The sequence below is a fragment of the Mongoliitalea sp. genome, from assembly GCF_054166905.1.
Window position 1 is genome coordinate 139609 of sequence record NZ_JBSZCK010000024.1, and the last position, 23735, is coordinate 163343.

Annotated in this window: 22 protein-coding genes and 2 pseudogenes; 11 read left to right on the plus strand and 13 right to left on the minus strand. The window is 39.3% G+C overall.

Annotated elements, in window-relative coordinates:
• The first annotated feature begins 14 nt into the window (after nucleotides 1-14).
• From ACXIUD_RS08385 to ACXIUD_RS08415, 7 genes are all read left to right on the plus strand, one after another.
• Nucleotides 15-236, plus strand: coding sequence for a hypothetical protein (locus ACXIUD_RS08385; RefSeq protein ID WP_458052172.1), 222 nt, complete (start codon nucleotides 15-17; stop codon nucleotides 234-236).
• 73 nt (nucleotides 237-309) lie between these two features.
• Nucleotides 310-711: a hypothetical protein gene (locus tag ACXIUD_RS08390; RefSeq protein ID WP_458052173.1), complete on the plus strand. Its 402-nt coding sequence runs from the start codon at nucleotides 310-312 to the stop codon at nucleotides 709-711.
• Nucleotides 712-799: 88 nt separating this feature from the next.
• Nucleotides 800-1534, plus strand: coding sequence for a 3'-5' exonuclease (locus ACXIUD_RS08395; protein WP_458052174.1), 735 nt, complete (start codon nucleotides 800-802; stop codon nucleotides 1532-1534).
• A gap of 262 nt (nucleotides 1535-1796) precedes the next feature.
• The gene (locus tag ACXIUD_RS08400; protein WP_458052175.1) at nucleotides 1797-2960 is read left to right on the plus strand and encodes an ATP-binding protein; all 1164 of its coding nucleotides are present in this window, start codon (nucleotides 1797-1799) and stop codon (nucleotides 2958-2960) included.
• Between the two features lie 234 nt (nucleotides 2961-3194).
• Complete coding sequence (gene rnr, locus ACXIUD_RS08405) at nucleotides 3195-5387, plus strand: ribonuclease R (RefSeq protein WP_458052176.1); 2193 nt, start codon at nucleotides 3195-3197, stop codon at nucleotides 5385-5387.
• Nucleotides 5362-6351, plus strand: coding sequence for a polyprenyl synthetase family protein (locus ACXIUD_RS08410; RefSeq protein WP_458052177.1), 990 nt, complete (start codon nucleotides 5362-5364; stop codon nucleotides 6349-6351). Before rnr ends, ACXIUD_RS08410 begins: the two co-directional genes overlap by 26 nt.
• Nucleotides 6352-6981 carry a rhomboid family intramembrane serine protease gene (locus ACXIUD_RS08415; protein ID WP_458052178.1) on the plus strand — a complete coding sequence of 210 codons (630 nt, stop codon included), beginning with the start codon at nucleotides 6352-6354 and terminating at the stop codon, nucleotides 6979-6981. It begins immediately after the preceding gene.
• A 93-nt stretch (nucleotides 6982-7074) separates the two neighbouring features.
• Here the strand turns inward: ACXIUD_RS08415 and ACXIUD_RS08420 are convergent, their stop codons facing one another.
• The 3 genes from ACXIUD_RS08420 to ACXIUD_RS08430 form a co-directional block, all read right to left on the minus strand.
• The gene (locus ACXIUD_RS08420) at nucleotides 7075-7386 is read right to left on the minus strand and encodes an HPF/RaiA family ribosome-associated protein (RefSeq protein WP_458052179.1); all 312 of its coding nucleotides are present in this window, start codon (nucleotides 7384-7386) and stop codon (nucleotides 7075-7077) included.
• Nucleotides 7387-7510: 124 nt separating this feature from the next.
• Nucleotides 7511-11806: a hypothetical protein gene (locus ACXIUD_RS08425; RefSeq protein WP_458052180.1), complete on the minus strand. Its 4296-nt coding sequence runs from the start codon at nucleotides 11804-11806 to the stop codon at nucleotides 7511-7513.
• Between the two features lie 667 nt (nucleotides 11807-12473).
• Nucleotides 12474-12932, minus strand: a complete 459-nt coding sequence (locus tag ACXIUD_RS08430) for a helix-turn-helix transcriptional regulator (protein ID WP_458052181.1) — start codon at nucleotides 12930-12932, stop codon at nucleotides 12474-12476.
• A 293-nt stretch (nucleotides 12933-13225) separates the two neighbouring features.
• On the opposite strand from ACXIUD_RS08430, the pseudogene ACXIUD_RS08435 reads away from it, so the two are divergent.
• Nucleotides 13226-13546, plus strand: a pseudogene (locus ACXIUD_RS08435) (helix-turn-helix domain-containing protein); the annotation flags it as partial.
• Nucleotides 13547-13789: 243 nt separating this feature from the next.
• Here the strand turns inward: ACXIUD_RS08435 and ACXIUD_RS08440 are convergent.
• From ACXIUD_RS08440 to ACXIUD_RS08475, 8 genes and pseudogenes are all read right to left on the minus strand, one after another.
• Nucleotides 13790-14119, minus strand: coding sequence for a hypothetical protein (locus ACXIUD_RS08440; RefSeq protein WP_458052182.1), 330 nt, complete (start codon nucleotides 14117-14119; stop codon nucleotides 13790-13792).
• Between the two features lie 7 nt (nucleotides 14120-14126).
• Nucleotides 14127-14954 (minus strand): RHS repeat-associated core domain-containing protein, encoded by an 828-nt coding sequence (locus tag ACXIUD_RS08445; RefSeq protein ID WP_458052183.1) that lies wholly within the window; start codon nucleotides 14952-14954, stop codon nucleotides 14127-14129.
• Between the two features lie 21 nt (nucleotides 14955-14975).
• A complete protein-coding gene (locus tag ACXIUD_RS08450; protein ID WP_458052184.1) occupies nucleotides 14976-15476 on the minus strand; it encodes a hypothetical protein in 501 nt (166 codons plus the stop codon).
• Nucleotides 15477-15705: 229 nt separating this feature from the next.
• Nucleotides 15706-16212, minus strand: a complete 507-nt coding sequence (locus ACXIUD_RS08455) for a hypothetical protein (protein WP_458052185.1) — start codon at nucleotides 16210-16212, stop codon at nucleotides 15706-15708.
• Between the two features lie 27 nt (nucleotides 16213-16239).
• Nucleotides 16240-16485: pseudogene (locus ACXIUD_RS08460) on the minus strand (RHS repeat domain-containing protein); the annotation flags it as partial.
• Between the two features lie 31 nt (nucleotides 16486-16516).
• Nucleotides 16517-16804, minus strand: a complete 288-nt coding sequence (locus ACXIUD_RS08465; RefSeq protein ID WP_458052186.1) for a hypothetical protein — start codon at nucleotides 16802-16804, stop codon at nucleotides 16517-16519.
• Nucleotides 16794-17627: an RHS repeat domain-containing protein gene (locus ACXIUD_RS08470; RefSeq protein WP_458052187.1), complete on the minus strand. Its 834-nt coding sequence runs from the start codon at nucleotides 17625-17627 to the stop codon at nucleotides 16794-16796. Before ACXIUD_RS08470 ends, ACXIUD_RS08465 begins: the two co-directional genes overlap by 11 nt.
• Nucleotides 17628-17754: 127 nt before the next feature.
• Entirely contained in the window at nucleotides 17755-18009 is a 255-nt protein-coding gene (locus tag ACXIUD_RS08475; protein ID WP_458052188.1) for a hypothetical protein, read from the minus strand.
• Nucleotides 18010-18141: 132 nt separating this feature from the next.
• Between ACXIUD_RS08475 and ACXIUD_RS08480 the strand changes: the two genes are divergently transcribed.
• The 3 genes from ACXIUD_RS08480 to ACXIUD_RS08490 are packed head-to-tail and all read left to right on the plus strand — an operon-like array spanning nucleotide 18142 to nucleotide 20441.
• Nucleotides 18142-18684 (plus strand): RNA polymerase sigma factor, encoded by a 543-nt coding sequence (locus ACXIUD_RS08480; RefSeq protein ID WP_458052189.1) that lies wholly within the window; start codon nucleotides 18142-18144, stop codon nucleotides 18682-18684.
• On the plus strand, nucleotides 18674-19393 hold the full coding sequence (locus ACXIUD_RS08485) for a hypothetical protein (RefSeq protein ID WP_458052190.1): 720 nt from the start codon (nucleotides 18674-18676) through the stop codon (nucleotides 19391-19393). Before ACXIUD_RS08480 ends, ACXIUD_RS08485 begins: the two co-directional genes overlap by 11 nt.
• Nucleotides 19380-20441, plus strand: coding sequence for a hypothetical protein (locus ACXIUD_RS08490; RefSeq protein ID WP_458052191.1), 1062 nt, complete (start codon nucleotides 19380-19382; stop codon nucleotides 20439-20441). Before ACXIUD_RS08485 ends, ACXIUD_RS08490 begins: the two co-directional genes overlap by 14 nt.
• Nucleotides 20442-20539: 98 nt before the next feature.
• Here ACXIUD_RS08490 and lpdA read toward each other — a convergent pair whose 3' ends face one another.
• Nucleotides 20540-21937 carry a dihydrolipoyl dehydrogenase gene (lpdA, locus tag ACXIUD_RS08495; protein WP_458052192.1) on the minus strand — a complete coding sequence of 466 codons (1398 nt, stop codon included), beginning with the start codon at nucleotides 21935-21937 and terminating at the stop codon, nucleotides 20540-20542.
• Nucleotides 21938-22168: 231 nt separating this feature from the next.
• A complete protein-coding gene (odhB, locus tag ACXIUD_RS08500; protein WP_458052193.1) occupies nucleotides 22169-23704 on the minus strand; it encodes a 2-oxoglutarate dehydrogenase complex dihydrolipoyllysine-residue succinyltransferase in 1536 nt (511 codons plus the stop codon).
• Nucleotides 23705-23735 lie beyond the last annotated feature (31 nt).

Consider the following 23735-nt stretch of genomic DNA (forward strand, 5'->3'; position numbering starts at 1 on the left):
TAAATTAGCAAATCATGAAAAGCATAGAAATAACCATGGACGAGAACAAGTTCGATGAAACTAACGAAATATGTAAAAGAATAGGAATGACTATGGACGAGTATATCTTTAAGGCTTTGACCCACTACAATCAATTTCAAATCAGAAAGGATTTGGAAGAAAAACTTCACTTTGAATCAAAATTGGTACGGAAGAAATCCATCAAAGTATGTAAGGAATTTGATAACCTTAGCTAACCCTTCTAATCCAACCTCTCCATTGTCCTTGACCTTTCAAATCCTTAACTTTGGGGCTTGATTAAAATGCTACATGAAAAAAGACATTACCTTTCACCCGGTTACAGGGGTGAAACTTGCTATAGCCAAAGAGGAAGTTGAAGGACAGACAGAATGGGCAGTATATATCATCAATCATAACCTGATAGAGTTGAATACCGTCATGATCACTTCAAAAGGGTATGGAATCATCGATGGGGAACAGCGTAAAACTTCTACGCTCCGTCATGTCATTCAAGAACTCGGTGCCCAATCCATTGCCAAAATCGAACCGATTGATCCCGCAGTTTTTGCGCTGACCAATGAATTTTGGGTAAGCTATTACATCCTGGATCAAATCTTTGATAAGAAGTTTGTCTTTGTACACGGCAGCATGGAACCTCAACATATTCAGTTCATAGAAGACTTGGGATTAGAGGGGGTATTGCACAGCTAAGCAAATAAGTACTTAAGTTGTCAGGCATACTTGGATTTTCACTTGCTCACCAGTAATTTACCCCCTATCAATTCAAATCAAGCCTCCTATGAATGATTTTTTGGGTCAGTTAGCGGAAATTCTATTCCTAGACATCGAGACAGCGAGCCTAGAAGCTTCTTTTGAGCTACTGCCTCCACGCCTACAAGAAGAATGGGTGAAAAAGGAGAAACTAATACAACCCGAGTCACCTGCCGAATGTAAAGCGGGCGACTTATTCTTTCAAAAAGCAGGCATTTATGCGGAATTTGGAAAAGTGATCTGTATCGGTGTTGGCTATTTTCATTTCGTCAAAGGTGAAGAGAAACTGGAGTTTCGGACCAAAAGCTTCTACGGTGATGATGAATACGAGTTACTAAGTGAATTTTGTACCCTACTCAACAAAAAGCGTTGGACCCTATGCGCTCATAATGGAAAAGAATTTGACTTTCCCTACCTGAGTAGACGAATCCTTATCAATCGCTTACCGCTCCCCGAACCCCTGCAGCTTGCTGGCAAAAAACCTTGGGAAATCAGGCATTTGGACACCCTGGAACTGTGGAAATTTGGGGATTACAAGCACTATACCCGTCTGGAGCTATTGGCTTCTGTATTTGACATCCCTACCTCCAAAGACAGCATCGATGGCTCGCAGGTCAATCAGACCTACTATCAGGACAAGAACCTTCCCCTCATCAAAGATTACTGCCTCAAAGACGTCCTCGTCACCGCACAAATCTACCTTGCCTTTCAAGGATTACCACCCGATCTTGACATGGAAATCATCAATAAGGACGATAATTGATTCCTCCTTCATCATTTTTTAAAAAATCCGCAGCCAAAATCACAACCAACTGTTTTTCAACATCTTAAATGATTATAATTCAAAATTCATACTTGAATATTTCAAAATTTAGTATATGATATTTCAAAATTTGATATATGTAATTTCAAAATTTACGATTTCCTATTTCAAAATTAAAAAGCATATAATTCAAAATTCAATTTGTGATAATTCAAAATTTAACTTGTGATATTTCAAAATTTTATATACATTTGAAGCACCAATGACACTGATTACCAGACATATAGTCCAATCAATTAAAGATACGCTCCAAATGTATCCCATATTGGCATTGACTGGACCGAGGCAGTCAGGTAAAACAACACTACTCAAGGAGCTGTTTCCTCACTTTAGATACATCAGTTTAGAAAATCCTGACAATAGAAACTTTGCCTCCACTGATCCCAATGGATTTTTGGAAGAGTTTCACTCTCAGGTAATTTTCGACGAAGTGCAACGGGTTCCAGAGCTTTTCTCTTATTTACAAAGCAATGTGGACAATAGAAATAGAGAGATGGGTTTGTACATCCTTTCAGGCTCGCAAAACTTCCACTTGATGCATAACATCACGCAGAGTTTGGCTGGAAGGGTTGCAATTTTCAAGCTCTTTCCCTTGGATTTTAATGAAATGAAGGGGGCAAAACTTATGGAAGATGACTTTATCGACCTTTCAATCAAAGGCTTCTATCCAGGTGTCTACGACCGAAATATCCCGCCAAAAGTATTCTATTCCAACTATATAGAAACCTACTTGAACAGGGACATTGGAGAGTTGGTCGCCATCAGAGATTTAAAGCTATTCCAAAACTTTATCGCACTTTGCGCTACGCGTGCTGGACAGCTTTTGAACATGAATGCCTTGGCCAATGAATGTGGCATCAGTCAACCGACTGCCAAAGCATGGCTTTCTGCATTGGATCAAAGTTACATCACCTTTCAATTGCATCCTTATTACAAGAATTACAGCAAGCGAATCATCAAAACACCCAAACTATACTTCTATGACACAGGACTGCTATGCCATTTGCTAAAAATCAATTCACGGGAAAAACTGATCAAAAACCCCATCAAAGGAGCTGTCTTTGAAAACATGATGATTGCAGAATATGTCAAACAAATGCATCACCAAAACAATCCACAGGACATTTGGTACTGGAGAGATGTATCAGGCAATGAAGTGGATCTCTTGGTCGATCATGGGGAAAACTTGGAAATCATGGAGTTCAAAGCGACCCAAACCATCAAATCAGATATGTTTGATGGCTTGACAAAATTTGAAACTATTTCTCAACTGCCCAATTTGGACAAAAAACTCGTATATAGCGGGGCAGATTCTCAACATAGGTCAATGGGAAAATTGATTTCTTGGAAGGGTTTTAGTATTTAAAAATAAGGTATAATTCTACCCAAAGGAACTATTCTTGGAAAACTTTCCTTTAACAAATAGCTAAAAGTTTTTCATCTTTGATCCGAATTACACCATTGTTCAAATAGCCTGTTTTTGTAGCTAGCAGATCACCCAAAGCTCAAAAACAAAAGAAATCACAAAAGCTTCACCTGCTTTTTTACCATAGCGGTAAAACAATTGTTATATTAAACACAAAATCAAATACTCATTTTTATGGGAAGAAAATCAGACAACAAAGGCCAACGCAGAAAGAAAAGTAGCGGAAAGGTTTTAGACACCGCACAGTTGGCCAAAAAAATATTGAATTTTTTAGATAACCATTACGGACAAGAATTCAATGCTAAACAAGTAGCTAAAAAGCTAGAGATTAGAGATAGCCTCAACAAAGGCTCCGTAGAACCTATTTTACATAAACTAGCAGCGGCTGGTTCCGTTTCAAAAAACCCTCGAAACTACTTCAGCTCAACCAAAGAACCTGAATTCATCGAGGGGACTGTGGATTTTGTAAATCCACGATTTGCTTTTATCAAGCCAGATGCCAAGCATAACCTTACAGAGGACATTATGGTGAAAGAGGCGGACCTCAAGCAAGCCTTGGACGGAGACAGGGTCCGTATCATGGTATTCCCAGTAAGAGGAAATAGTGGTAGGCAAGAAGGAAAAGTACTCGAAATCCTCGCACGTGTACGGGATGAGTTTGTAGGGCGGGTAGAAATCTCCCCTCGCTTTGCCTTTGTGGTGCCCGATTTCCGAAAAATGCATCAGGATATATTTGTCCACAGAGGCGATCTCTTAGGTGCCGAGCACAATCAAAAGGTAGTAGTCAAGCTCACCGAATGGAGAGAAGATGACAAAAACCCTACTGGAAAAATTGTAAGAGTACTTGGGAAATCTGGGGAACATGAGGTAGAAATTCACTCCATCATGGCAGAATTTGGTTTGCCATTTGAATATCCGGAGGAGCCTGTACAGGAAGCAGAAGCTATTCCTGAAGCCATCCCTCAATCAGAAATTGATAATCGTAGGGATATGCGGGACATCCCGACCTTTACCATTGACCCACACGATGCCAAGGACTTTGATGATGCTATCTCCTATCGCATCTTGGAAAATGGCAATTATGAAATTGGTGTGCACATCGCCGATGTGACTCATTATGTCAAACCAAAAACATCCTTGGAGCGAGAAGCCTATGAGCGCGCTACCTCCGTGTATTTGGTTGATCGAACTATTCCAATGCTTCCCGAGCGTTTGAGCAATGGCCTCTGCTCACTAAGACCCAACGAAGACAAGTTGACGTTTTCTTGTGTTTTTGAAATGAATGAAGATGCGAAAGTCGTCAATTCATGGATAGGAAGGACAGTCACACACTCCAACAGACGATTTGCCTACGAAGAAGGGCAAGAAAATATCGACAATCAATCGGGTGACTTCTATCAGGAGTTGACCATCCTTAATGAGCTTGCGAAAAAACTACGCAAGAAACGCTTCGATACCGGAGCTGTAAATTTTGAAACGGTAGAAGTAAAATTTAAGCTGGATGAAAAAGGTACGCCTTTGGGTCTCGTGGTCAAGGAGCGAAAAGACATCCACAAGTTAATTGAGGAATTTATGTTGCTTGCCAACAGAACGGTAGCCGAATTTATTTACCACAAGAATAAGGGAAAAGACACCTTTGTCTACCGAACACACGATAATCCTGACATAGAGCGTTTGGAGACTTTTGCAGGTTTTGCCAAGCGTTTTGGTCATGAATTGAAAGTGGCTGAGGGACCACAGATTTCTAAAGCACTCAATAAACTGATGGAAGAGATTATTGGCAAGCCTGAGCAAAACATCTTAGAGCAATTGGCTATTCGAAGTATGGCCAAGGCCAAGTACACCACCGAACCCAAAGGACACTTTGGATTGGCATTTAGCCATTATACGCACTTCACCTCGCCTATCCGAAGATATCCGGATATGATGGTGCATAGATTGTTGCAACACTATTTGGACGGTGGTAAGTCACCGCAATCAGATGATTGGGAAGATAAGTGTCTACACTCATCTGATCGTGAAAAAAGAGCAGCTGATGCTGAGCGTGCTTCCATCAAATACAAACAAGTAGAATACATGTCATTGGCGGAAGATAAAGATTATGAAGGTATCATCACAGGAGTGACAGAGTGGGGAGTCTATGTGGAAATCACAGAAACCAAGTGTGAAGGAATGGTGAAGGTCTCTGAAATGAACGATGACTACTACGATTTTGACGAAAAAAACATGCGATTAATTGGGAGCAGAACAAAAAAAATCATCACTTTGGGAGACAAAGTGGTAGTGAAAGTTGTTGCTACCGATATCAATAGACGAACCATAGACCTGGAATTTGCCGACAATGAGCCAACCCGCAAACGACGTTAATCAGATTTTAAAGGATTTAGAACAACACATCCAGCAGTATTCCTACGGAACATCCCCACAAGAGCTATACGAACCCATCGGGTACCTGATGAGTTTGGGAGGTAAAAGAATACGTCCCTTACTCACGCTGTTAGCTTACAGCCTGTACAAAGATGATTACCAACAAATCCTAACTCCTGCTGCCGCGGTGGAAGTTTTTCACAACTTTACCCTGATGCACGATGATATCATGGACAATGCACCCTTGAGAAGAGGAAAGGCTACAGTCCATGAAAAATGGAACCCTAATACAGCCATCCTTTCAGGAGATGTGATGCTTGTCAAAGCCTATGACATGCTCTTAGAAATGGAGCCAAGCTTACTACCTGTTTGCTTGCGTCTATTTAACCGCACAGCTGCAGAAGTCTGCGAGGGACAGCAACATGACATGAATTTTGAAAGTCTTGATCACGTAAGTGAAGATGCTTATATCGATATGATTAGGCAAAAAACAGCTGTTTTGTTGGGTTTTGCACTGCAATTTGGAGCACTACTAGCGGGACAGTCTGAGGAAGAAAGCCAAAAACTCTACGACTTTGGTGTCAATATCGGGATTGGATTTCAGTTGAAAGACGATTTGTTAGATGTATATGCAGATAAAGCCAAATTTGGCAAGCAAGTCGGTGGAGACATCATCGCCAACAAAAAGACATTTTTGCTCATCAAAGCCAAGGAACTCGCTACAGGAGCGGATGCGAAAGCATTGACTAGCTGGATGGAGGCCAAAGAATTTGATAAAGAGGAAAAGGTACTAGCGGTGACTGCGATATACGATCGCATCGGTATCCAGTCCTTGACTGAAGCCAAAATGTATGAATACTTTGATAAGGGATTTGCACAATTGGACACGGTACAGGCTGATAATCCAACTGCATTACAAAACTTACGTACCATTACCCAAGATCTGATTAATCGGGAAAAATAAATGGAAATTACTGCTACGCTTGTCTTGATAGGGATTACTGTCTTAACTTCTTATCAAGCTTGGAATAAACCTGAGTTGATGAATCGCTGGATGTTTACGCCCTATCTGATTAAGAACAGCAATCAATGGGATCGTTTTGTACTCTCCGGATTTATTCATAAGGATGGCATGCACTTGTTTTTCAACATGTTTACGTTCTACTTCTTTGGGAGTACGATTGAGTATTTCTTGATTTACCGATTGGGTTTTGGATTGGGCATTGTCACCTATGTCCTGTTTTATGTAGGAGCTATTGTAATTGCTGACATTCCTACTTTTCTAAAGCATCAGGGTAACAGTTATTACCGCGCCTTGGGTGCCTCGGGAGGAGTGGCGGCAGCTGTATTTGGCAGCATTGTCTTGCGGCCCTTATCGGATATCTGCTTGTTTGGCTTGATTTGCTTACCTGGGTTTGCTTTGGGTGGTCTGTTTTTGATCTATACCATTGTTCAAGCTAAAAAAGGTCATGATGGAGTCAATCACGACGCACATTTATATGGTGCATTGGCAGGCATTGTATTTATTTTATTGGTTTTTCCTTCCAGTGCAGGGATGTTTTGGGAGCAATTAAAAAGCTTCCGATTTTTTTAACCGGAAGCCTTTCTTTCAGCTAATATCTATCAATATCCAGTATCAATTAATATCTCGAGTCACCAGAATTGCTAAATAGACAACTTAATTAGCTTATTTTCCTTTCTGCAATTGCCTTACATTTTTATCTACCACAGCTCTCAGCATGGTATTCCAGCGATCTTTAGCCTTTTCTTCCGAAAATACATCCGGACCGGGGATACCTACGCGCATACCTAAGGTTCTCTCTGCTGTTTTGCCTGTACCAGAGATATTGAGATAAATATCTATTGCATTGATGACAGGTGTAAATCTTAATAATTTATCAATTGACTTTCTGATTTGTTCTTGTAGTCCAGCAGGCACATCTACTTGTGGCGCTTGTACATCAACTTTAATTCCACGGTAATTTTCTGTGTAATTCATCTCTTAAAAGGATTTATTGTGTGTTTCAAAATTATTGGTAAAATAGTTCAAAATGTATGACAAATGTCATATTCAAGTAATTTTTTAACGGATTAAACGGTATTTTGAATACTTGAGTTTTCAATTATCTATCTTCCTCTTTTCGTTTGGGTTGTACCGGTTGTCCGAGTCCTAAGCTGCCTTTGACTCCACTGAGACTTGTTCTCCACCAGTAATTGAAGATAAATTTCTCCTGATCTCGCTCCTCATAGATTCTGGAACGAACGGTTCTTCCTGAAAGCTTTCTAGGGTTATTGCTATTCACTGCAAAAGCATTCAATACAAAGGTTAAGATTTTCTTTCTACCCTTACCAGGCTCGAGCGTACGCTCATCCAGTAACTGAACCCTCAAATCTGAGTAAAGCAAGGTCATTTTACCTGTTGCAAACTGATCATTGGCTACAAAGGACCAATTACCGCCATCTACCTGACCACGCGTAACACGGGCAAAAGCATTGGAGGCAATAATACTGTTGATGGAAGCTAGGTCAAAAGCACCCAGCTGCACATTTACTTCCATAGGATAAGGATAGTCGTAATGCATGCGTGCCTGTAAATCGATAGGAGCCACCCCATTGAGCAAAGCCTTGGCATATAAATCGGATTTTTCCAAATCAAAGCTACTAGAATCAGAAGATAGCACAAAAGGAGTCAAGGTGGCTTTCAAATCAGTAAAATAAATATTACCAGGCACCATCCCTTTTTCTGGAAACTCTGTATATCCCACAAAGGCCTGATGAATCGCCAAGGTATCCAGCCTAACATCTATCCCTGCTGATTGCATAAGGGCCTGCGGCATAAACCGAACAACTCCCTCCTTTTTCGGAAAACGCTTGTCCCGGAAAATTTTGGCGTCCACTTGAGCAATACTCAGCTTCTCAGCTTGCAAAGCTTGTTCAGAAATCAAGGTTTGCCACTTTGGATACAAGATTTCAATATCCTCCATTTTCAGCTCAGCTACATCTGACTGTGTACCCACTCGACGATGATACTGAAATCTCCCTACCGTAGGTATCATGCTTAGTCCTTCTATACCTATTCGATTATTTTGAAGACTAAGACCTCGGATCCGCAAACGATTCAAACTATCCTTCAACATCACATCGTAGGAAGGAAGGAAAATAGAGAAATCCTCTTTTAATAAGTCATCTGTAGTCAATGTACCTAAATCGCTTAATTCAGATTCAAATCCTCCATAAAATAAATCCAAGCCCTTCAACTGTTGCCCAAGTTTTACACCATATTTATCCATCAAAGCAATATTGCCTTGCTCTATCTTAAAATCATCCACTTTCAATACTTCCAACACAGTAGTCTCCGCAATATCCCGTTGTTTTGCTTTTTTGATGTTCCGAACGGTATCCGTGAAAATTTCCAAATCAGGTCTAAATAACGTCAACTCCTTTATCCATAAATCCTTGGACTGCTGTAACTCACTTAAAGAATTGATTTTAATCAATGCAACCGGAATCTGTCCAGAAAAAACAGGCTGACCGGGATTTCCACTCAAGGACTTGGGAATCACGCGGAAATTATTGACCAATATCCCATCTCTTCGGGTATCAAGTTCTACCCTGTCAAAGGTGATTTGGTGCACGCTATCCCCCAGATTCAACCAAAACTCATCCATTCCCAAAGACAAGGCTCCAAAAAGACTGGCAATATCGGCTTGTCTTGCTTTCAAGGAATCTAGTTCGAAATCATAAATCCCCAAATTGATACCTGTATTGATCAGGTTGCTAGTATTTCCTCCTTCTTTAAAGGATAGACTAAATCGGGAACGTTCGGTCAAAACCGTATCAATAGATATCCGATCAATCGTCTTAGGAAGCGTCCGGTCTCGGCGTCGGGCTCTCCTGCCAATTGCGGTGTCCTCTACCTCCATATCCCTATTGATCAACACCTGTACATCCGAGTCCACGAGTCGTACCTTTTGAAGTTGCAAGACATTATCAAAGAGGAAGGCCTCCAAATCTACTCCACGAAATGACATCGCAGGGATAGTTGCAGAAATTTTGGTTTTATCCTGTGTGCTGGTACTAGGCGTTAAACGAACATTTCGGGTAATGATTTCTTCCGTAGAGGTATTGAAATTAATCCTATCTGCTACGATGTTATACTTCCCATTGGCCACGGAAAACACGTAGTTATTCAAATTCAAATCCACCTCTTCTGAAAATAGGGAAGATATTTGATCCAAATCAGTATTTTGATCTATAAAAAAATTCTTAACAGCAATGGAAATATTATCTTCTGAAAACGTCCGTAGACGCTCACGCACAGAGTTTTCATAACTCAAACTCCCCCGCTCCAAACTCAATGATCCAATGGAAATGGATTGAAAATAAGAGGTCAATAACTCCAACACATCCCGCTTGACTTTTTCTTCTTCATCTTCTTGCTGTGTACGATAGCGGTGGATTTTGATGGTAGGAGAGGGAACCCGAATAGTTCGGATTCTTAGGATTCCTTCTTCATATGCTTTGGAAATATCAACTCCGTTTACCGTAAATTCAGGGACAAAAATCTCCAACGTTGTGCTTTGCTCGTATCTGTCCAAAATCGTAGTAATACGCTCTTGATCAAAAGGACGAATACGGAAACCCCGAATTGCTACCCGATCCAATTTGGTATCAATCAACACCCTTTCAGCAGAAAACATATGCAAATCATCTGAAAGCTTCAATGCATAGTCTAAAAGTTCTAAACGCATATCATCCGCCCAAAAAACCCCTTTGGACTCAGAAGCTACCGTATTTGCGTCCAATGCAAAATTATCCAGCAATAAGTTTACCGTCCCAAACGACAAACTGTCCTGTCTAGAACGCAGATTATTGTCGATGACAATGGATCCTTCTTTTAATTCTAGCTGCTTGATATAAATACCCTCCAGAAAATCTTCATACAATAAGCTTATATCAAACTCTTTCCCATTGTCCTTATTTTGCAAATCCCGAAGGACTATCGCAGGCTGATTGACCGTCAGCTCTTCGACCTGAATAATCCCTTCTTGGTAGATTTTTTTGAGATTGGCTTTGCCAATACTCAATTCGGGAACTGCAATTTCCAGCAAGGTATTGCCACTACCCACGAGGGTCCCCGACAGTGGTTGCAGTTCAAAACCTCGAATAAGCACTTCATCCTCAAAGGAACTCAAACGAACAAAGCTACTAGTGATTCGATGCAGGGAATCTCCCAAAAACAAATCCACCTCATACAAATCCAAGGAGGCATCAGCTGCGTAGAAAAACTGATCTTTTTTACGTTGAAGATCAGGGCCTACGTACACTTCATTCATTTTGAAATTTACCCGTTCACTATTAAGCGAGTACAAATGGCGGTTATAGGAGTTACGTTTGGTAAATTTACCTTCGGTAATTTGCAAATCCCTGATATTGATTTCTTCTAAGATCCCTTCAATCAATTGATACATCTCAAAATCTCCCAATTCCAAGCCTTGTCTTTTGGGAGTCGAATACAATTGAAAAAATGGTTTATTCAGATTCAAAAATTCTATATCTACTACACCAGTGTAGAAGAGTTTATTGATATCTGCCCCCTCCAATTGTAATTCATCCAACTCCAATTGGAAATAGCTATCCAAAGGTTTGGAGAAGTTGGGATCTATTTTAATTTCACTAGCTTTAATAAATGATCGTAAGGAAGAAATATCAATCAATTGGGAAGATATCGTATGCACACTATCAGCCAACAATATTTGAAAATCCTCCATGGAAAACTCAAAACCCACTGCATTGAACGGAGTCTCGGGTACACGATTTTGCAATAGCTGCACATCTTTCAGATAAATACGAGAGTTTTTACCTTTGATCGCCCGCTGAGAAATAAAATTATTGAGGAGAAAATCGGCATCCGACACTTCCAAATTTTTGATTCGGATATCTTGAAGGGATGAGGATAAAAAGGATTTCTGGATTTCTTCCTGTAGTAAAACCAAGGGTGAATCCACTGCTTTTTCCTCTTGGTTCTGCAAAAATCGAACCCTCAGGTCAGGCTCTAGCAGTCGAATATTACCAATGATCAATTCCTTACTTCTGAAATGATAGTTGAGCCCTGTGATTTTCACATAGGGTAGGTCCGCCTGGTAAAAAGGAATTTCCTCTGTAAACTCCAATGAGTCTGTCAACGGCAAAAGCTTCAACTCACGAAAAGCAACCCCCCTTTGGAGCAATGAAACTCGAAAGCTTTCAAATTCTATGGCATACTTCCCATCAGATGCTTCCGTTACCTTTTGCTTCAGGTAATTTCTCAACAAAAAATCAGAGCTTAGAAACAAAATCCCATGAAGAAATAAGAGAACTCCCACAAACCAAGCTAATGGACGGAGGATTCGCTGATGTCGCAAATAAAAAGCTTTCATAGGCTGATTCACGGGAAGATAGCTTCAGTTTCGAAGTAAAAGTACTATAAAAGCAGGGAATACACTCGAGGCAAGAAGTTAAAATTTTCTAACGGAAAAAGGCGACCGACCGTTTACACAGCCAGCCGCCTTTTTTATCTAGAAAACCCAAATCTAATCTAATAGCTGTAGGAGAAGGACTCGAACCTCCACGGAGTAGTTAGGCAACACTGAGCTCTGTGCGCTTTATCCATTCCCAACTAGTGCTGGTATCTCCACCCCCGAGACAGGAGGGCATGTCTGCCAATTTCATCATCCTACAATACAAATCATTTCAATGACGAGGAAAACATTTTTTCTCTCTCGGACAAAGGCAAAATTAACAAAAGGATTCATTCATTAAAATTTTAGCAGGTTTTTTTCTATTTTTTTACAGTATTTTTAATTTTTGACACAAATATAGAGCGTTCACAAAATCAATTACCTGAACTTTCACAGCTCATTATAAATTTCTTAACAGAGCTTAAAAAAATGCTTTTTTTTAAAAATTACAGCGAACGGAAAATTGCGAGAATCAAACATTTGGTAAAAACTCTTTATTTCTATTTCCTAAAGCCTATCAACTGCTTGAAACAAATCAAATTTAATCAAATCCCAATACTTACCCCGTAAGCATAATGGATCTGGTTCATTGTTTAGAAATTAACTCAGCAACATCTTGTAACTCGTAAAAATCTTTGATTAGCTTTTTTTCTTCTTCACTACCAAGCTCCATGACTCGGTCAATCACATACTGTCTATGCTGTATCCAATCTATATTATCGAAAGTAGTATCCCAAAAAAGGACAGGCCTCAGTTTACTTACATCAGGCTTGATTCCCTTTGCTAATTTTCTTTTTTCCTCTCTGATTTCATAATAGACCTGAAGAATCATCAGCGTTCCCTCTTCTAAGTCTAAGGCTTTCTCTATCCTCAACGCAAGGGAGGTATTCATAGATCTTTTACCTCGAGTGATGGCACTTAAGGTTTGGGGATACTCTTTTATAGAAAGAGCAAAAGGCCCTTTGGACAAACCCCTTGACTTCAACTCCCTTTCCAGAAATAATCCTGGATGAATTCCTTTGATGTATTGAATCCTTTTATCCATGATGCAAATATAAACATTTTTGTTTACATATTTTTGTTAAAAATAAAACTTATGAAGAATTCCAACACATCAAGTTGCTTCTCTTCTGAACGCTCTTGAAATGGAGGATACTTTATCACCTGATTTCAAATAATCAATCAAAGTATTGATGATCTTGGTGTATTTTCCAATTTCCCCTACTCCGTCTAGATTTAAATTAGTCTTTAGGAGGTGACCGGGTGTAGTTTGCAACCTGCCACTTTTATCAAAACCTTGCCCTTTCGCCAATCTGTACCCAGTAGGAGCAGAAAGGCCTCAAGCAGATCGATGTCGCCAACCATATCGGGGTAGACAAGTCGGCATACAGCAAAATAGAAAAGGGAACCAGGGCAATCACCGTGGATGAACTCTACAGGGCGTCACAGCTTTTCAATATGACCACCGACCAGGTACACGCATACGACAGGGATATCCCCTCCGAAGTCGTCATCGAGGATAAGACAGCCGTCGAACAGCTCAGGCTTATCCAGCAGCAAGAAGAAGAGGACAGGCAGACCATCTTCAAGCTGATCGACAAGATGCTCACAAACAAAAAATTCAAAGACTTTTTCCAGAAAAATGTAGCTGCGCTATAAAATCAAAAACCCGGACTTGCCGGGTTTTTTAATTTTTAATTACTGTCATCCGACTAAAATAAGATTACGAAAAAAAGGTGTCTCTGTGTTAAATCAAAGAGGATTTTTCAATATTCTGAAAAACACCCCCTATTTTTTTTATGGAATTAGATGCGTATAGGGGGATACGAGTAATTTGTCAAATAGATACACCTGTACTGGTGATATAATCTAATAAAATTTTTACTCGGATGACAGTAATTTTTAATCTATGTTCATTTTCAAATGAACAGTCTTATTTCCTAAACTATCTATTCTATATACTTTAAGAACTTCTGCACCTGCTTCTTTTACTACAATATCATTTGGTTGAATCCCGTGTCTTTCAAAAAAAACAAATCTTTGCAATCTCAATTTATTCCCATCCTTATCATACAATACTGCTCTCAAAGCAGGCGTTATTTCAATTCTTTCTACTGTAAAATCGATTGCCATTTCTTTTTCTAAATTAGTTCTACTAATAGAAAAATAAATAGTCGCAAAAACTACTATTGCTACAAAAACAACTAAGAACACTGTTGAACTTCTTTTCATTTACTAATTATCTTTTGAATTGACTTGGAACAATTGGCCAGCTATAACTCACTCCACCAGTCGCACCACCACCAATAGACGCACCAATACCTATACCACCAGAAATCCAAGTAGGCCTACTAACCAAAGGTGAATCCTGAAATCCAACCGAACCAGTGATAGAACCACCTAAACCAAGACCTGCATCGGCACTACCGTAAGTACTCCATCCAAGTAAACCATCTCTAGCTTGACCTCTTTGTAAACTTCGCATATCTGAAGTTGCATAATAACCCGCACTAAGATTAATTAAAGCGTCACCTGATACTTGAGGGCCACCCTGACCTCCAACTGTTAATACAGCATAGGGTGTAAATTGCGCATCGTGCCCTCTTGTAATCCAATTTAGAGAAAAATCAGTATTAGTTCCTGCAAATGCAGTTACTGAAGATGAAAATGATAAAGAAATTTTATCAGGGAAATAAGCTCTAGCCATCGGGCTGTTCCAGGCATCTTGAGCCGCAGCCTGTCCTCTGTAATACCCTTTTTCTAATAACGATGGTTTTTGGGCCGTTACAGTTACTTCATTTAGCATTCCTCCCTGTCTTGTCCATTCGCCATTGCCAAAGGTGTAGTCCGCACCTCCCGTGGATCTATAGCTTTGGCCGTCCGTGGGGTCTATTACATTTTCCTCACATTCGGGACACCTTCCATCCGGGTCATTGTATCGTATCGGATTGTTCCAAAAAGCACTATATGGAGACATTCCTATCTGCTTCGGATGGTCCGCTAACGGGTCAACACTGGTCCATCTCCCTATTAAAGGATCGTAATTCCGTGCTCCGTAATCAAACATTTTGATTCCCAGGTGAAATAGCTATTTTATTTGAATTGTACGACTATATATTTGTTCCGTCCAAATCAAAGTATCTCCTTCCACTGGTTCATATTCAAGCAACATGTCATACTTATTCCAACTTTTGTCAAAATTATTTATTGTAAGTTTTACGTTGTATTTGTCAAGGTATTCTTTCTTGAAATCAATGGTATCCTTTAAAAATAATTCTAAATTTCCTTTAAATGGAAAAGGGAATTCAATGTGAACTTCATATACACTGTCCTTTTTTACAGCCTCATTATGAAAAACTGGAACTGGGGTATTAAATTGTTTGACTTTATCTTTATACACAGCAATATATATAGGTTCATTATTTTTAAAAAGCCGGTGAGTAATTGTATTTTCTTCTTTATAAAATTCATACATATCACCATGTTTTTCATTATTAAAATAAGTATAAAACTTAATCTTTTCACCTAAATCATTAAACATCCAATATTCGCCTTCTATTTTGTCATTCTTCCATTCTGACTTTTCCATAAGGAAACCGTTAGGATAATATTTAAGTTATATTCCATTTTTTAAACCTGAATCATTTATTCGAGAAATAGATTTGATAAACCCATTACTATACCACTCAAATTCTAACTTCTCTGTTTCATTGATTAAAATTTGATACGTATCTTCTGATTTAAATTTATTTTTCACGTTCTCGTCATTATGGCAAGAAGAAAAATATAATAGACCTAAAATTCCAAGCAAAAACCTATTAATTCTTATTCCATTTAACATTTGGATCATCTCGTAGCCTTTTTGAATCTTCAACATTTTTTGTTTTGAAATCTATTGTATCTTTATCCCCTACTAATACTTTAATAGAGACGGTTCCATCGGGATGAAGCTTTCCTGTATTTTTTATAAAAGTAGAATCAGAATTTCCACTACCACCATAACTATTTGTTGTTTTAGTTTTTGAGGATTCTGAAGTTGCAGGTTCAGTTTCATTATTACTATCTTGGCCTGTAGGTGGTGAAAATTCGAATAATCCTTCCAAAAGACCACCTAATGCATTGGCTATCTTTTCCATGAAACCACCAGAAGGTGGACTCTTGACTGAGGGTAAATCAGCATTTATAATTCCTCCGATTTGATTACCTGTTGTACCTGTTTCCATTGGTCCGACTCCATCAGGGGTCTCAATAACAATTCCTACAGGCTGTGTATTTCCTGAATTACTTCTTGAACTTATGGTGGTAGAACCAAAGAAATTTTCCACAGCCGTCTGGATAAAGCCAAATTTTTTCTACATTTCAGAATAAAACACCGACTGAGAAGATCCGGGACAACAGTTTTGGGGCGCCATCCCATCTGGATCAATAAACCTGATCGGATTGTTGAAGGCATAGTTATAAGGAGAATGCCTTCTCATCTGTTCCGCCAACGGATCCACAACAAACCACCTTCCAATCGTCGCATCGTACATTCTTGCCCCGTAATCAAACAGGTTGATACCAAGATGGTCATTGAACTCCTTCCCGTTGTAGAGATACTTGTTGTTTTTTGTAGCAAATCATCTTTAGTTAAATTTCTTTGCTAACAATAAATATAAAAATTGCCCATATTATTATAACGCATATTTTTGCAATCACTATATTAATTCCCCCATGTTTGTTAAAAACTAAAGGACAAATAATTAGCATATAATAATACCCAGATTTAAAAGGATTTAACAAAAACATTAAATAATTATTTCCAGCAATCAATCTAGCTTTTTTTAGATATTCGAAATGGTTAAACATTTTAATTTGCCATAATACAAATATTAAAGCTACTAATAAACCCCTTATTATTTCTCTATCAATTTCCATTGAAATTATTCTTTAAATAATTGATGATTTTAGTTTTATCTTCATCATTGATCTCTGACATATTGATTCTTACCTTTTCATCATTTTTAACTCTATCTAAAATACCTGGCAGGTCATAATTTAATGGTGGAATATAGTTAGTACTTCTATTTTCAAGTTTATATTCTATATTCAGTTTAATACCAAGATATATTCCTATTTTAGTTGAAAATCCAATAGATTTTTGATTTTCTGAATTCGAATTTAGATGATAACTATCTAGAAATAATCCTGAATTAGTTTCACTAATTTTTTCTCCATTAACAAACATTCCTTCCTTTGAAAACCCTAAACCTAATACACTTGCACCTAAAGTAGGTCTCCTTACATCATTCCCTTTTTTATTCATTCCAAAAACTTCCAACCCATCACCTTGATAACCTATCAAATACCTTTCATCACCACTAATATCAATTCCAGTTCTAAGACCAAGAATATTGCTCTTCAAAGCAAGGGTTTCATACGTAACCCCGCCTGATATTTGAAAATTCTTCATGAAGGATAAAAGAGAGTCCCCATTAACGTCAACATATTTGATTGGATTATTTGCTCCGTAATGATATGGAGATAGGTTGAAATATTTTTCAGAAAACCTGTCTATCCGATTAAAACGGCCGATTGTCGGATCATAAATCCTTTGCCCATAATCGTATAGATTGAGGTTTAGACCGTCCAGGAGTTCCTTCCCGTTGTAGAGATACTTATTGACCTTAATACCCGGCTCCTGATACCCCAAGCCCTGTAGCTCCACTCCCCACGGATCGTAATGGGTTTCCTGAACCACAATAGGCCCAGTACTTTGAATGGAGAAATTGTCATACCAAACATTCTCTGAGGTCTCATTGACAACAAAAGCTTCGATATACCCATCCTTCTCTACAAATATATCTTTTTTCAGCTCTTCATGCTTATTACGGGCTTTTTTGAAAATCTGCCCTGCATCCTGGCCCGGAGCTAAAAAGCTTTACCAAAGCTTTTCTTAACGCTCCGTCCTCACTATCATACTGATTGCTGTCTCTATCATAAAGGGCATAGGCCATATAGGCTTCGGGAACTGGTTTTTTGTTGAGATCAGAAAGAACTAATAGAATCGCATTAGCTAGTAAAATTTGATTAGGTCCATTTCCTGCATACTGCTGCCATAGTTCATTGAGCTGACTCGTCAAGGAAGATAGGCTTCCTTTCCTAATAAAAGTTGCAGGAAATACCCTTAATTTTCTGGGGAGTCATATTTTTTTAATTGTCAAGCAACCCTTACTTTCTATTTTTCATTTATAGAAATACAAACCACCACAACTTTGATTACAAACCAAACGATAGCATCTGCGAAACAGGGGAATCAACAAGCGATGAGGGAAATCTTTCATGCTCAAAGCAGGCCATTATTTCACTTATGCGTCCGTTATATCCCAAATCAGGCAGACGCCGAAGACATTTTAAGCCTTGCTTTCAGCAAAATATTTGAAAAGCTAACAAGCTTCAAGTATCAAGGGGAAGGTAGTCTAGAAGCCTGGATGCGTCAGATTACCGTCAATGAGTGTTTGATGTTTTTGCGCAAAAAACAAAAAGCCCCCATGATGGTAGAACCCGATAACAACATCGTGGCTTTGGAAGATAATGCTATTCATCAATTGACCAATCAAGAAATCTATCAATTGATCCTACAACTTCCGGAAGGATACAGGACAGTGTTCAACCTGTATGAGATCGAGGGATATTCCCATCCAGAAATTTCCGAAAAACTGGGAATCAGCGTAGGTACGTCTAAGTCTCAATTGAGTAAGGCCAAGTCCTATTTAAAAAATTTAATAATCAAAAACGGCTGGAATCATGCATCCTGATAGAAAAAAAATTGACCAAGAATCAGAATTGCCAAAAGGCATACATTTCGATGAAAATGCCATTTGGAATTCCGTACAACTGCCTAAGAAGAAGAAACCAAAAACCTGGTTTTGGATTGCGGCAGCTAGTGTGACAGCATTACTCATAGGTTGGTGGTTGACTCAGGAAAATCCCCCAAGTTCATTGGATACTATCATAGCAGCAGAAAAACTACCCGAGGCGACAATAAATTCTACGCAATCGGGAGAATTAAGCTTTGAGGAATCTAAGCAAGATAATCAGCTTGCCGAAACAGTGAAATCACCAATTATTATTCAAAATACAGCCCCAAAAGTATTGACCAAGAATGATTCATCGAAAGAAAAACAAAAGTCTATTGAAAGTCCATCCTTAACTACAGCTGTAAAAAAGGACACTGTGATTCAAGAATTACCGCAGCATCAATTGGTCGCAGAAATAACTAACACCAAAGCAAATGGACCATCTATCGATGAAGTAGTACTAGAATCATTAAGTCCTGCGGCTAGACGCTTACAAGCGAATCTTCAAGCACAGCAAAAAGATTTACCCGTCAAAGAAATTGAAATCAGTGAACCCTTTCGATTACAAGACATCTGGGCAACCAAAACTTATATCAGCAATAATCAGCGTACTAGAAATGAATCCTTTTTTACAACCTTAACTACAAAAACCCATGAGAAAAATTAGTCTTTTTATTATTCTCACATTATTCATTTTCTCCTCAGAAGCCACAAGCCAAAACATGGTAGAAAAAGATGAATACAAGATGTTCAACAGTTCTTATGACAGAGAAAACTTTATTTTACGCAGGGTTAATGATACCCTACATGTATATATCCAAGAGGATAAAAAAATCAGTTTTTTTTGGACAGATATAAGTTCTAAAAGAGGGTTCCCAAGCTTTGAAAATGACATAGAAGGATTTCTTCAAATCTTAGCTAACCTAAAATTACCCACTGCTACAGAGTCTTACAGTATTCGGTACAGTCCGAATTCCAACCAAATAAGTTTCCGTCAACTAGAAGATATCCGGTTTAAAAAGATGGGGGGTGAAGTTTACCCGACCAAAGCTCAGGAAGTTCGTTTTTCTTATGCTGAAGGCATGATGGATGTAATTCTTTATTTGGGAGAAATAGACGAACTTCTTGTTCTTCGGGAGGCCAGAATTTCTGATATGGTTAGAGAGATATGGGAAGACAAAGGATGGGCCAATCAATATAAGCGGAGATTATTGAATAAAGAATTACATTTACTTGCTGATGGACAGAAAGAGCTGATCTCCTATAGCAATTTGGATAAAAAATATTTTTATCTACATCTTAAATTTAATTTTGGAGCAAGCTTAATTGCTGACCAACTTCCAATTACCTCCGATTGGAAACTAGTATTTGATAATGACAAAATTGGGAAATGGTCAGGCTTTCAGTCAACATGGGAGTTATCTTATAAAACTTATAACTTCTTCCAATCCAGACAGGAAGGAGGTTTTGATTATCTGCGAGAATCTTTTATAAATGCCGGTTATTCAATGAAATTTAATAATGACAGAAGCACAACTATTAAATATGGCCGTAAAGTCAATAACTCCAGAGAAAACTCCCTATTAAATGCATATAACAACCGAATTGCATTTGATTATGATTTCAGTTCAAGCTTCATTTTCACAATAGACTTTTTCTTTAAAAATTTCAATGAAAGATGGATTCCATCTATCGGAATAAACTATACTTTCTAGCTCTATCAACATACAGACAACCTACACTACATATCAATTAAAAAACCAGCCAATGAGAGTCATTGGCTGGCTTTTTAGTTAAATTAAGTGGCTAGATGTTAAATATGCAAAGCTCGGTTATCCGTCGCAGCCAAACATGCTTCCTTAAACGCCTCTGTATAGGTCGGATGCGCATGGGACATTCTAGCAATATCCTCTGCTGATGCCCTAAACTCCATCGCTACCACTGCCTCAGCAATCATATCTGCTGTACGTGGGCCAATCATGTGAACACCCAAGATTTCATCCGTAGTAGCATCTGCCAATACCTTCACCACCCCATCGGTATCCATGGAAGCTCTTGCTCGACCGGATGCCATGAATGGGAATTTACCTGCTTTGTATTTGATACCCTTTTCCTTCAATTGCTCTTCTGTATAACCTACAGAAGCTACTTCAGGCCAGGTGTAAACAACTCCAGGAATCAATAAGTAATTGATATGTGGCTTCTGTCCAGCTATTTGCTCAGCTACAAAAACACCTTCTTCTTCAGCTTTATGTGCTAGCATAGCTCCTTTGACTACATCACCGATTGCATAGATATTTGGCACATTGGTTCTCAAATGATCATCCACTTCTACTTGTCCTCGGTCAGTCAGCTTCACACCCGCTGCTTCTGCATTCAAGCCATCGGTGTACGGTCTTCTACCAATGGAAACCAACACATAATCGCCTTTAATTTCAACAGTCTCTCCTTTGGAGTTTTCTGCTTTCACCACAACCTCACCTCCTGTGTTTTCCACACCGGTCACTTTGTGCTTGAGATAAAAATCAAAGCCTAATTTCTTCAAAGACTTTTGTAATTCCTTACCCATGGTTCTATCCATAGATGGAATAATGGCGTCCATAAATTCAACTACGGAAACCTTTGCTCCCATTCTACCATACACAGAACCCAATTCCATACCAATCACCCCGCCACCGATTACGATCAGGTGTTTTGGGATTTCTTTCATTTTCAAAGCCTCAGTAGACGTGATGATTCGCTTTTTGTCTAGGTTGATAAATGGAAGATTAGAAGGTTTGGAACCTGTAGCGATGATGATATTTTTACCTTGAATCTCTGTACTACTGCCATCCTCTTTGGTAACTTTTACGGTATTTTTATCCACAAAAGAGCCGAGGCCTTGGTGCACATCGATTTTGTTTTTCTTCATCAAAAATTGGATGCCATCCACATTTTGCTTCACCACATCATCCTTGCGGGCAATCATTTGCGCTAGATCAACCTCCAAGTTACTCAAGTTGATGCCATGAGTTTTGAAGGTATGGGCAGCATTGTGGTAATGCTCCGAAGAATCCAACAATGCTTTGGAAGGTATACAGCCTACGTTCAAGCAAGTACCTCCCAAGGTAGGGTATTTTTCAATGATGGCCGTTTTCATACCCAACTGCGCACCTCTGATGGCAGCCACATATCCTCCCGGACCAGATCCAATAACTACTAAATCGTACATTTTTTTAGATGTTAGACATAAGACACAAGAGCCAAGACTCATGTGTGGATAATAATAAGTGATCTATTCTAATGATAAGATGAGAAGAGATACTGAAAAATTAACGTCTCTCCTCTCATCCACCTAATTACTTTTCAAAACTAGGAATATTCTCTGTAACCAGAAACCAGTCTTGTTTCTTGTTTCTTGTTTCTTGTTTCTAGATTCTCGCTTCTAATCTCTAGCCTCTAATCAGACTCCAAACAACAATCTCGTAGGATCTTCTAAGAGTTGCTTCACGCGAACTAAGAAACTTACGGATTCTCTACCATCAATGATGCGGTGATCGTAGGAAAGTGCTACATACATCATCGGTCTGATGACGATCTGTCCATTTTCGACAACAGGTCTTTCCACAATATTGTGCATGCCAAGAATGGCAGATTGAGGAGCATTGATGATCGGAGTAGACATCATAGAACCGAAGATACCACCGTTGGTGATGGTGAAGGTACCACCTGTCATCTCTTCGATGGACAATTTATTGTCTCTTGCCTTGGTCGCAAGTCTTACTACTTCCTTCTCGATCTTCTCAAAACTCATTTTTTCTGCATTTCGGATCACAGGTACCACCAAACCTTTTGGAGCAGATACCGCAATCGAAACATCGCAGAAGTCATTGTAAACAATTTCGTTTCCATCGATCATGGCATTGACAGCAGGCCACTCTTGAAGTGCTACACAAACTGCCTTAGTAAAGAAAGACATGAAACCAAGGTTTACACCGTGCTTCTCTTTAAATTGATCTTTGTATTTTTTACGGATATCCATTATTGGAGCCATGTTCACTTCATTGAAAGTAGTCAACATAGCCGTTTCGTTTTTCACAGCAACCAATCTTCTGGAAACAGTCTTTCTCAAGGAGGTCATTTTCTCTCTGCGAGAGTTTCTATCCCCACTTGCAGCTGGAGCAGGCGCAGCTGAAGCTGCTGCTTTGGCAGGAGCAGGACTTGGCGTAGATGCAGGTGCAGCCTTCGGCTTCACTTCGGCAGCCATTGCATCCTCTTTGGTGATTCTTCCATCTTTGCCTGTACCCGTGATATCGGCTGGATTCAATCCTTTTTCGGCAATGATTTTGGCTGCTGCTGGAGAAGCATGACCCGTAGCGTAGGTTTCCTGACCAGTTGGTGCTGAAGCCGCAGGCGCAGCAGATGCAGTAGGTGTATCAGCAGCAGGTGCTCCGCCTTCTACCACTTCAATCTTACAGATCAGTCCACCGATTTCTAAGGTATCACCTTCTTGGGCCACATGGCGTAAAATACCGGTTGCTTCTGCAGGTAATTCAAAAGTAGCTTTATCGGAATCTACTTCCGCAATAATTTCATCCAACGTTACATAATCTCCATCAGCCTTTAGCCAAGAAGCTAAAGTTACTTCCGTGATGGACTCACCAACCGTAGGTACGATCATTTCTTTTACTTCTCTTGTTTTACCGCCTCCGGAGGAAGCACTCGTAGCAGCTTGCGGAGCTGGAGTAGATGAAGCAGAAGCAGCACCTTCTTCAATCACACAGATGGTTGCTCCGATTTCCAAGCTATCACCTTCCTGTGCTTTGATGCGTAAGGTACCCGCAGATTCCGCAGTCAATTCAAAAGTAGCTTTATCAGATTCTAGTTCGCAGATTACCTCGTCCATGGCAACTTGATCGCCATCTTTTTTAAACCACTGTCCAATGGTTACTTCTGTAATGGATTCCCCAACCGCAGGGACTTTCATTTCTAGGCTCATTGTTTTTTCTTTTTGACCCCTAAGCACCCAA

Coding starts and splice junctions, on each gene's coding strand:
- ACXIUD_RS08395 (WP_458052174.1), top strand. CDS start 800: ATGAATGATTTTTTGGGTCAGTTAGCGGAAATTCTATTCCTAGACATC.
- ACXIUD_RS08465 (WP_458052186.1), bottom strand. CDS start 16,804: ATGGAAATTGATAGAGAAATAATAAGGGGTTTATTAGTAGCTTTAATA.
- ACXIUD_RS08410 (WP_458052177.1), top strand. CDS start 5,362: ATGAGCCAACCCGCAAACGACGTTAATCAGATTTTAAAGGATTTAGAA.
- ACXIUD_RS08450 (WP_458052184.1), bottom strand. CDS start 15,476: ATGGAAAAGTCAGAATGGAAGAATGACAAAATAGAAGGCGAATATTGG.
- ACXIUD_RS08415 (WP_458052178.1), top strand. CDS start 6,352: ATGGAAATTACTGCTACGCTTGTCTTGATAGGGATTACTGTCTTAACT.
- odhB (WP_458052193.1), bottom strand. CDS start 23,704: ATGAGCCTAGAAATGAAAGTCCCTGCGGTTGGGGAATCCATTACAGAA.
- ACXIUD_RS08400 (WP_458052175.1), top strand. CDS start 1,797: ATGACACTGATTACCAGACATATAGTCCAATCAATTAAAGATACGCTC.
- ACXIUD_RS08390 (WP_458052173.1), top strand. CDS start 310: ATGAAAAAAGACATTACCTTTCACCCGGTTACAGGGGTGAAACTTGCT.
- ACXIUD_RS08420 (WP_458052179.1), bottom strand. CDS start 7,386: ATGAATTACACAGAAAATTACCGTGGAATTAAAGTTGATGTACAAGCG.
- ACXIUD_RS08425 (WP_458052180.1), bottom strand. CDS start 11,806: ATGAAAGCTTTTTATTTGCGACATCAGCGAATCCTCCGTCCATTAGCT.
- lpdA (WP_458052192.1), bottom strand. CDS start 21,937: ATGTACGATTTAGTAGTTATTGGATCTGGTCCGGGAGGATATGTGGCT.
- ACXIUD_RS08485 (WP_458052190.1), top strand. CDS start 18,674: ATGCATCCTGATAGAAAAAAAATTGACCAAGAATCAGAATTGCCAAAA.
- ACXIUD_RS08385 (WP_458052172.1), top strand. CDS start 15: ATGAAAAGCATAGAAATAACCATGGACGAGAACAAGTTCGATGAAACT.
- rnr (WP_458052176.1), top strand. CDS start 3,195: ATGGGAAGAAAATCAGACAACAAAGGCCAACGCAGAAAGAAAAGTAGC.
- ACXIUD_RS08430 (WP_458052181.1), bottom strand. CDS start 12,932: ATGGATAAAAGGATTCAATACATCAAAGGAATTCATCCAGGATTATTT.
- ACXIUD_RS08440 (WP_458052182.1), bottom strand. CDS start 14,119: ATGAAAAGAAGTTCAACAGTGTTCTTAGTTGTTTTTGTAGCAATAGTA.
- ACXIUD_RS08490 (WP_458052191.1), top strand. CDS start 19,380: ATGAGAAAAATTAGTCTTTTTATTATTCTCACATTATTCATTTTCTCC.
- ACXIUD_RS08445 (WP_458052183.1), bottom strand. CDS start 14,954: ATGTTTGATTACGGAGCACGGAATTACGATCCTTTAATAGGGAGATGG.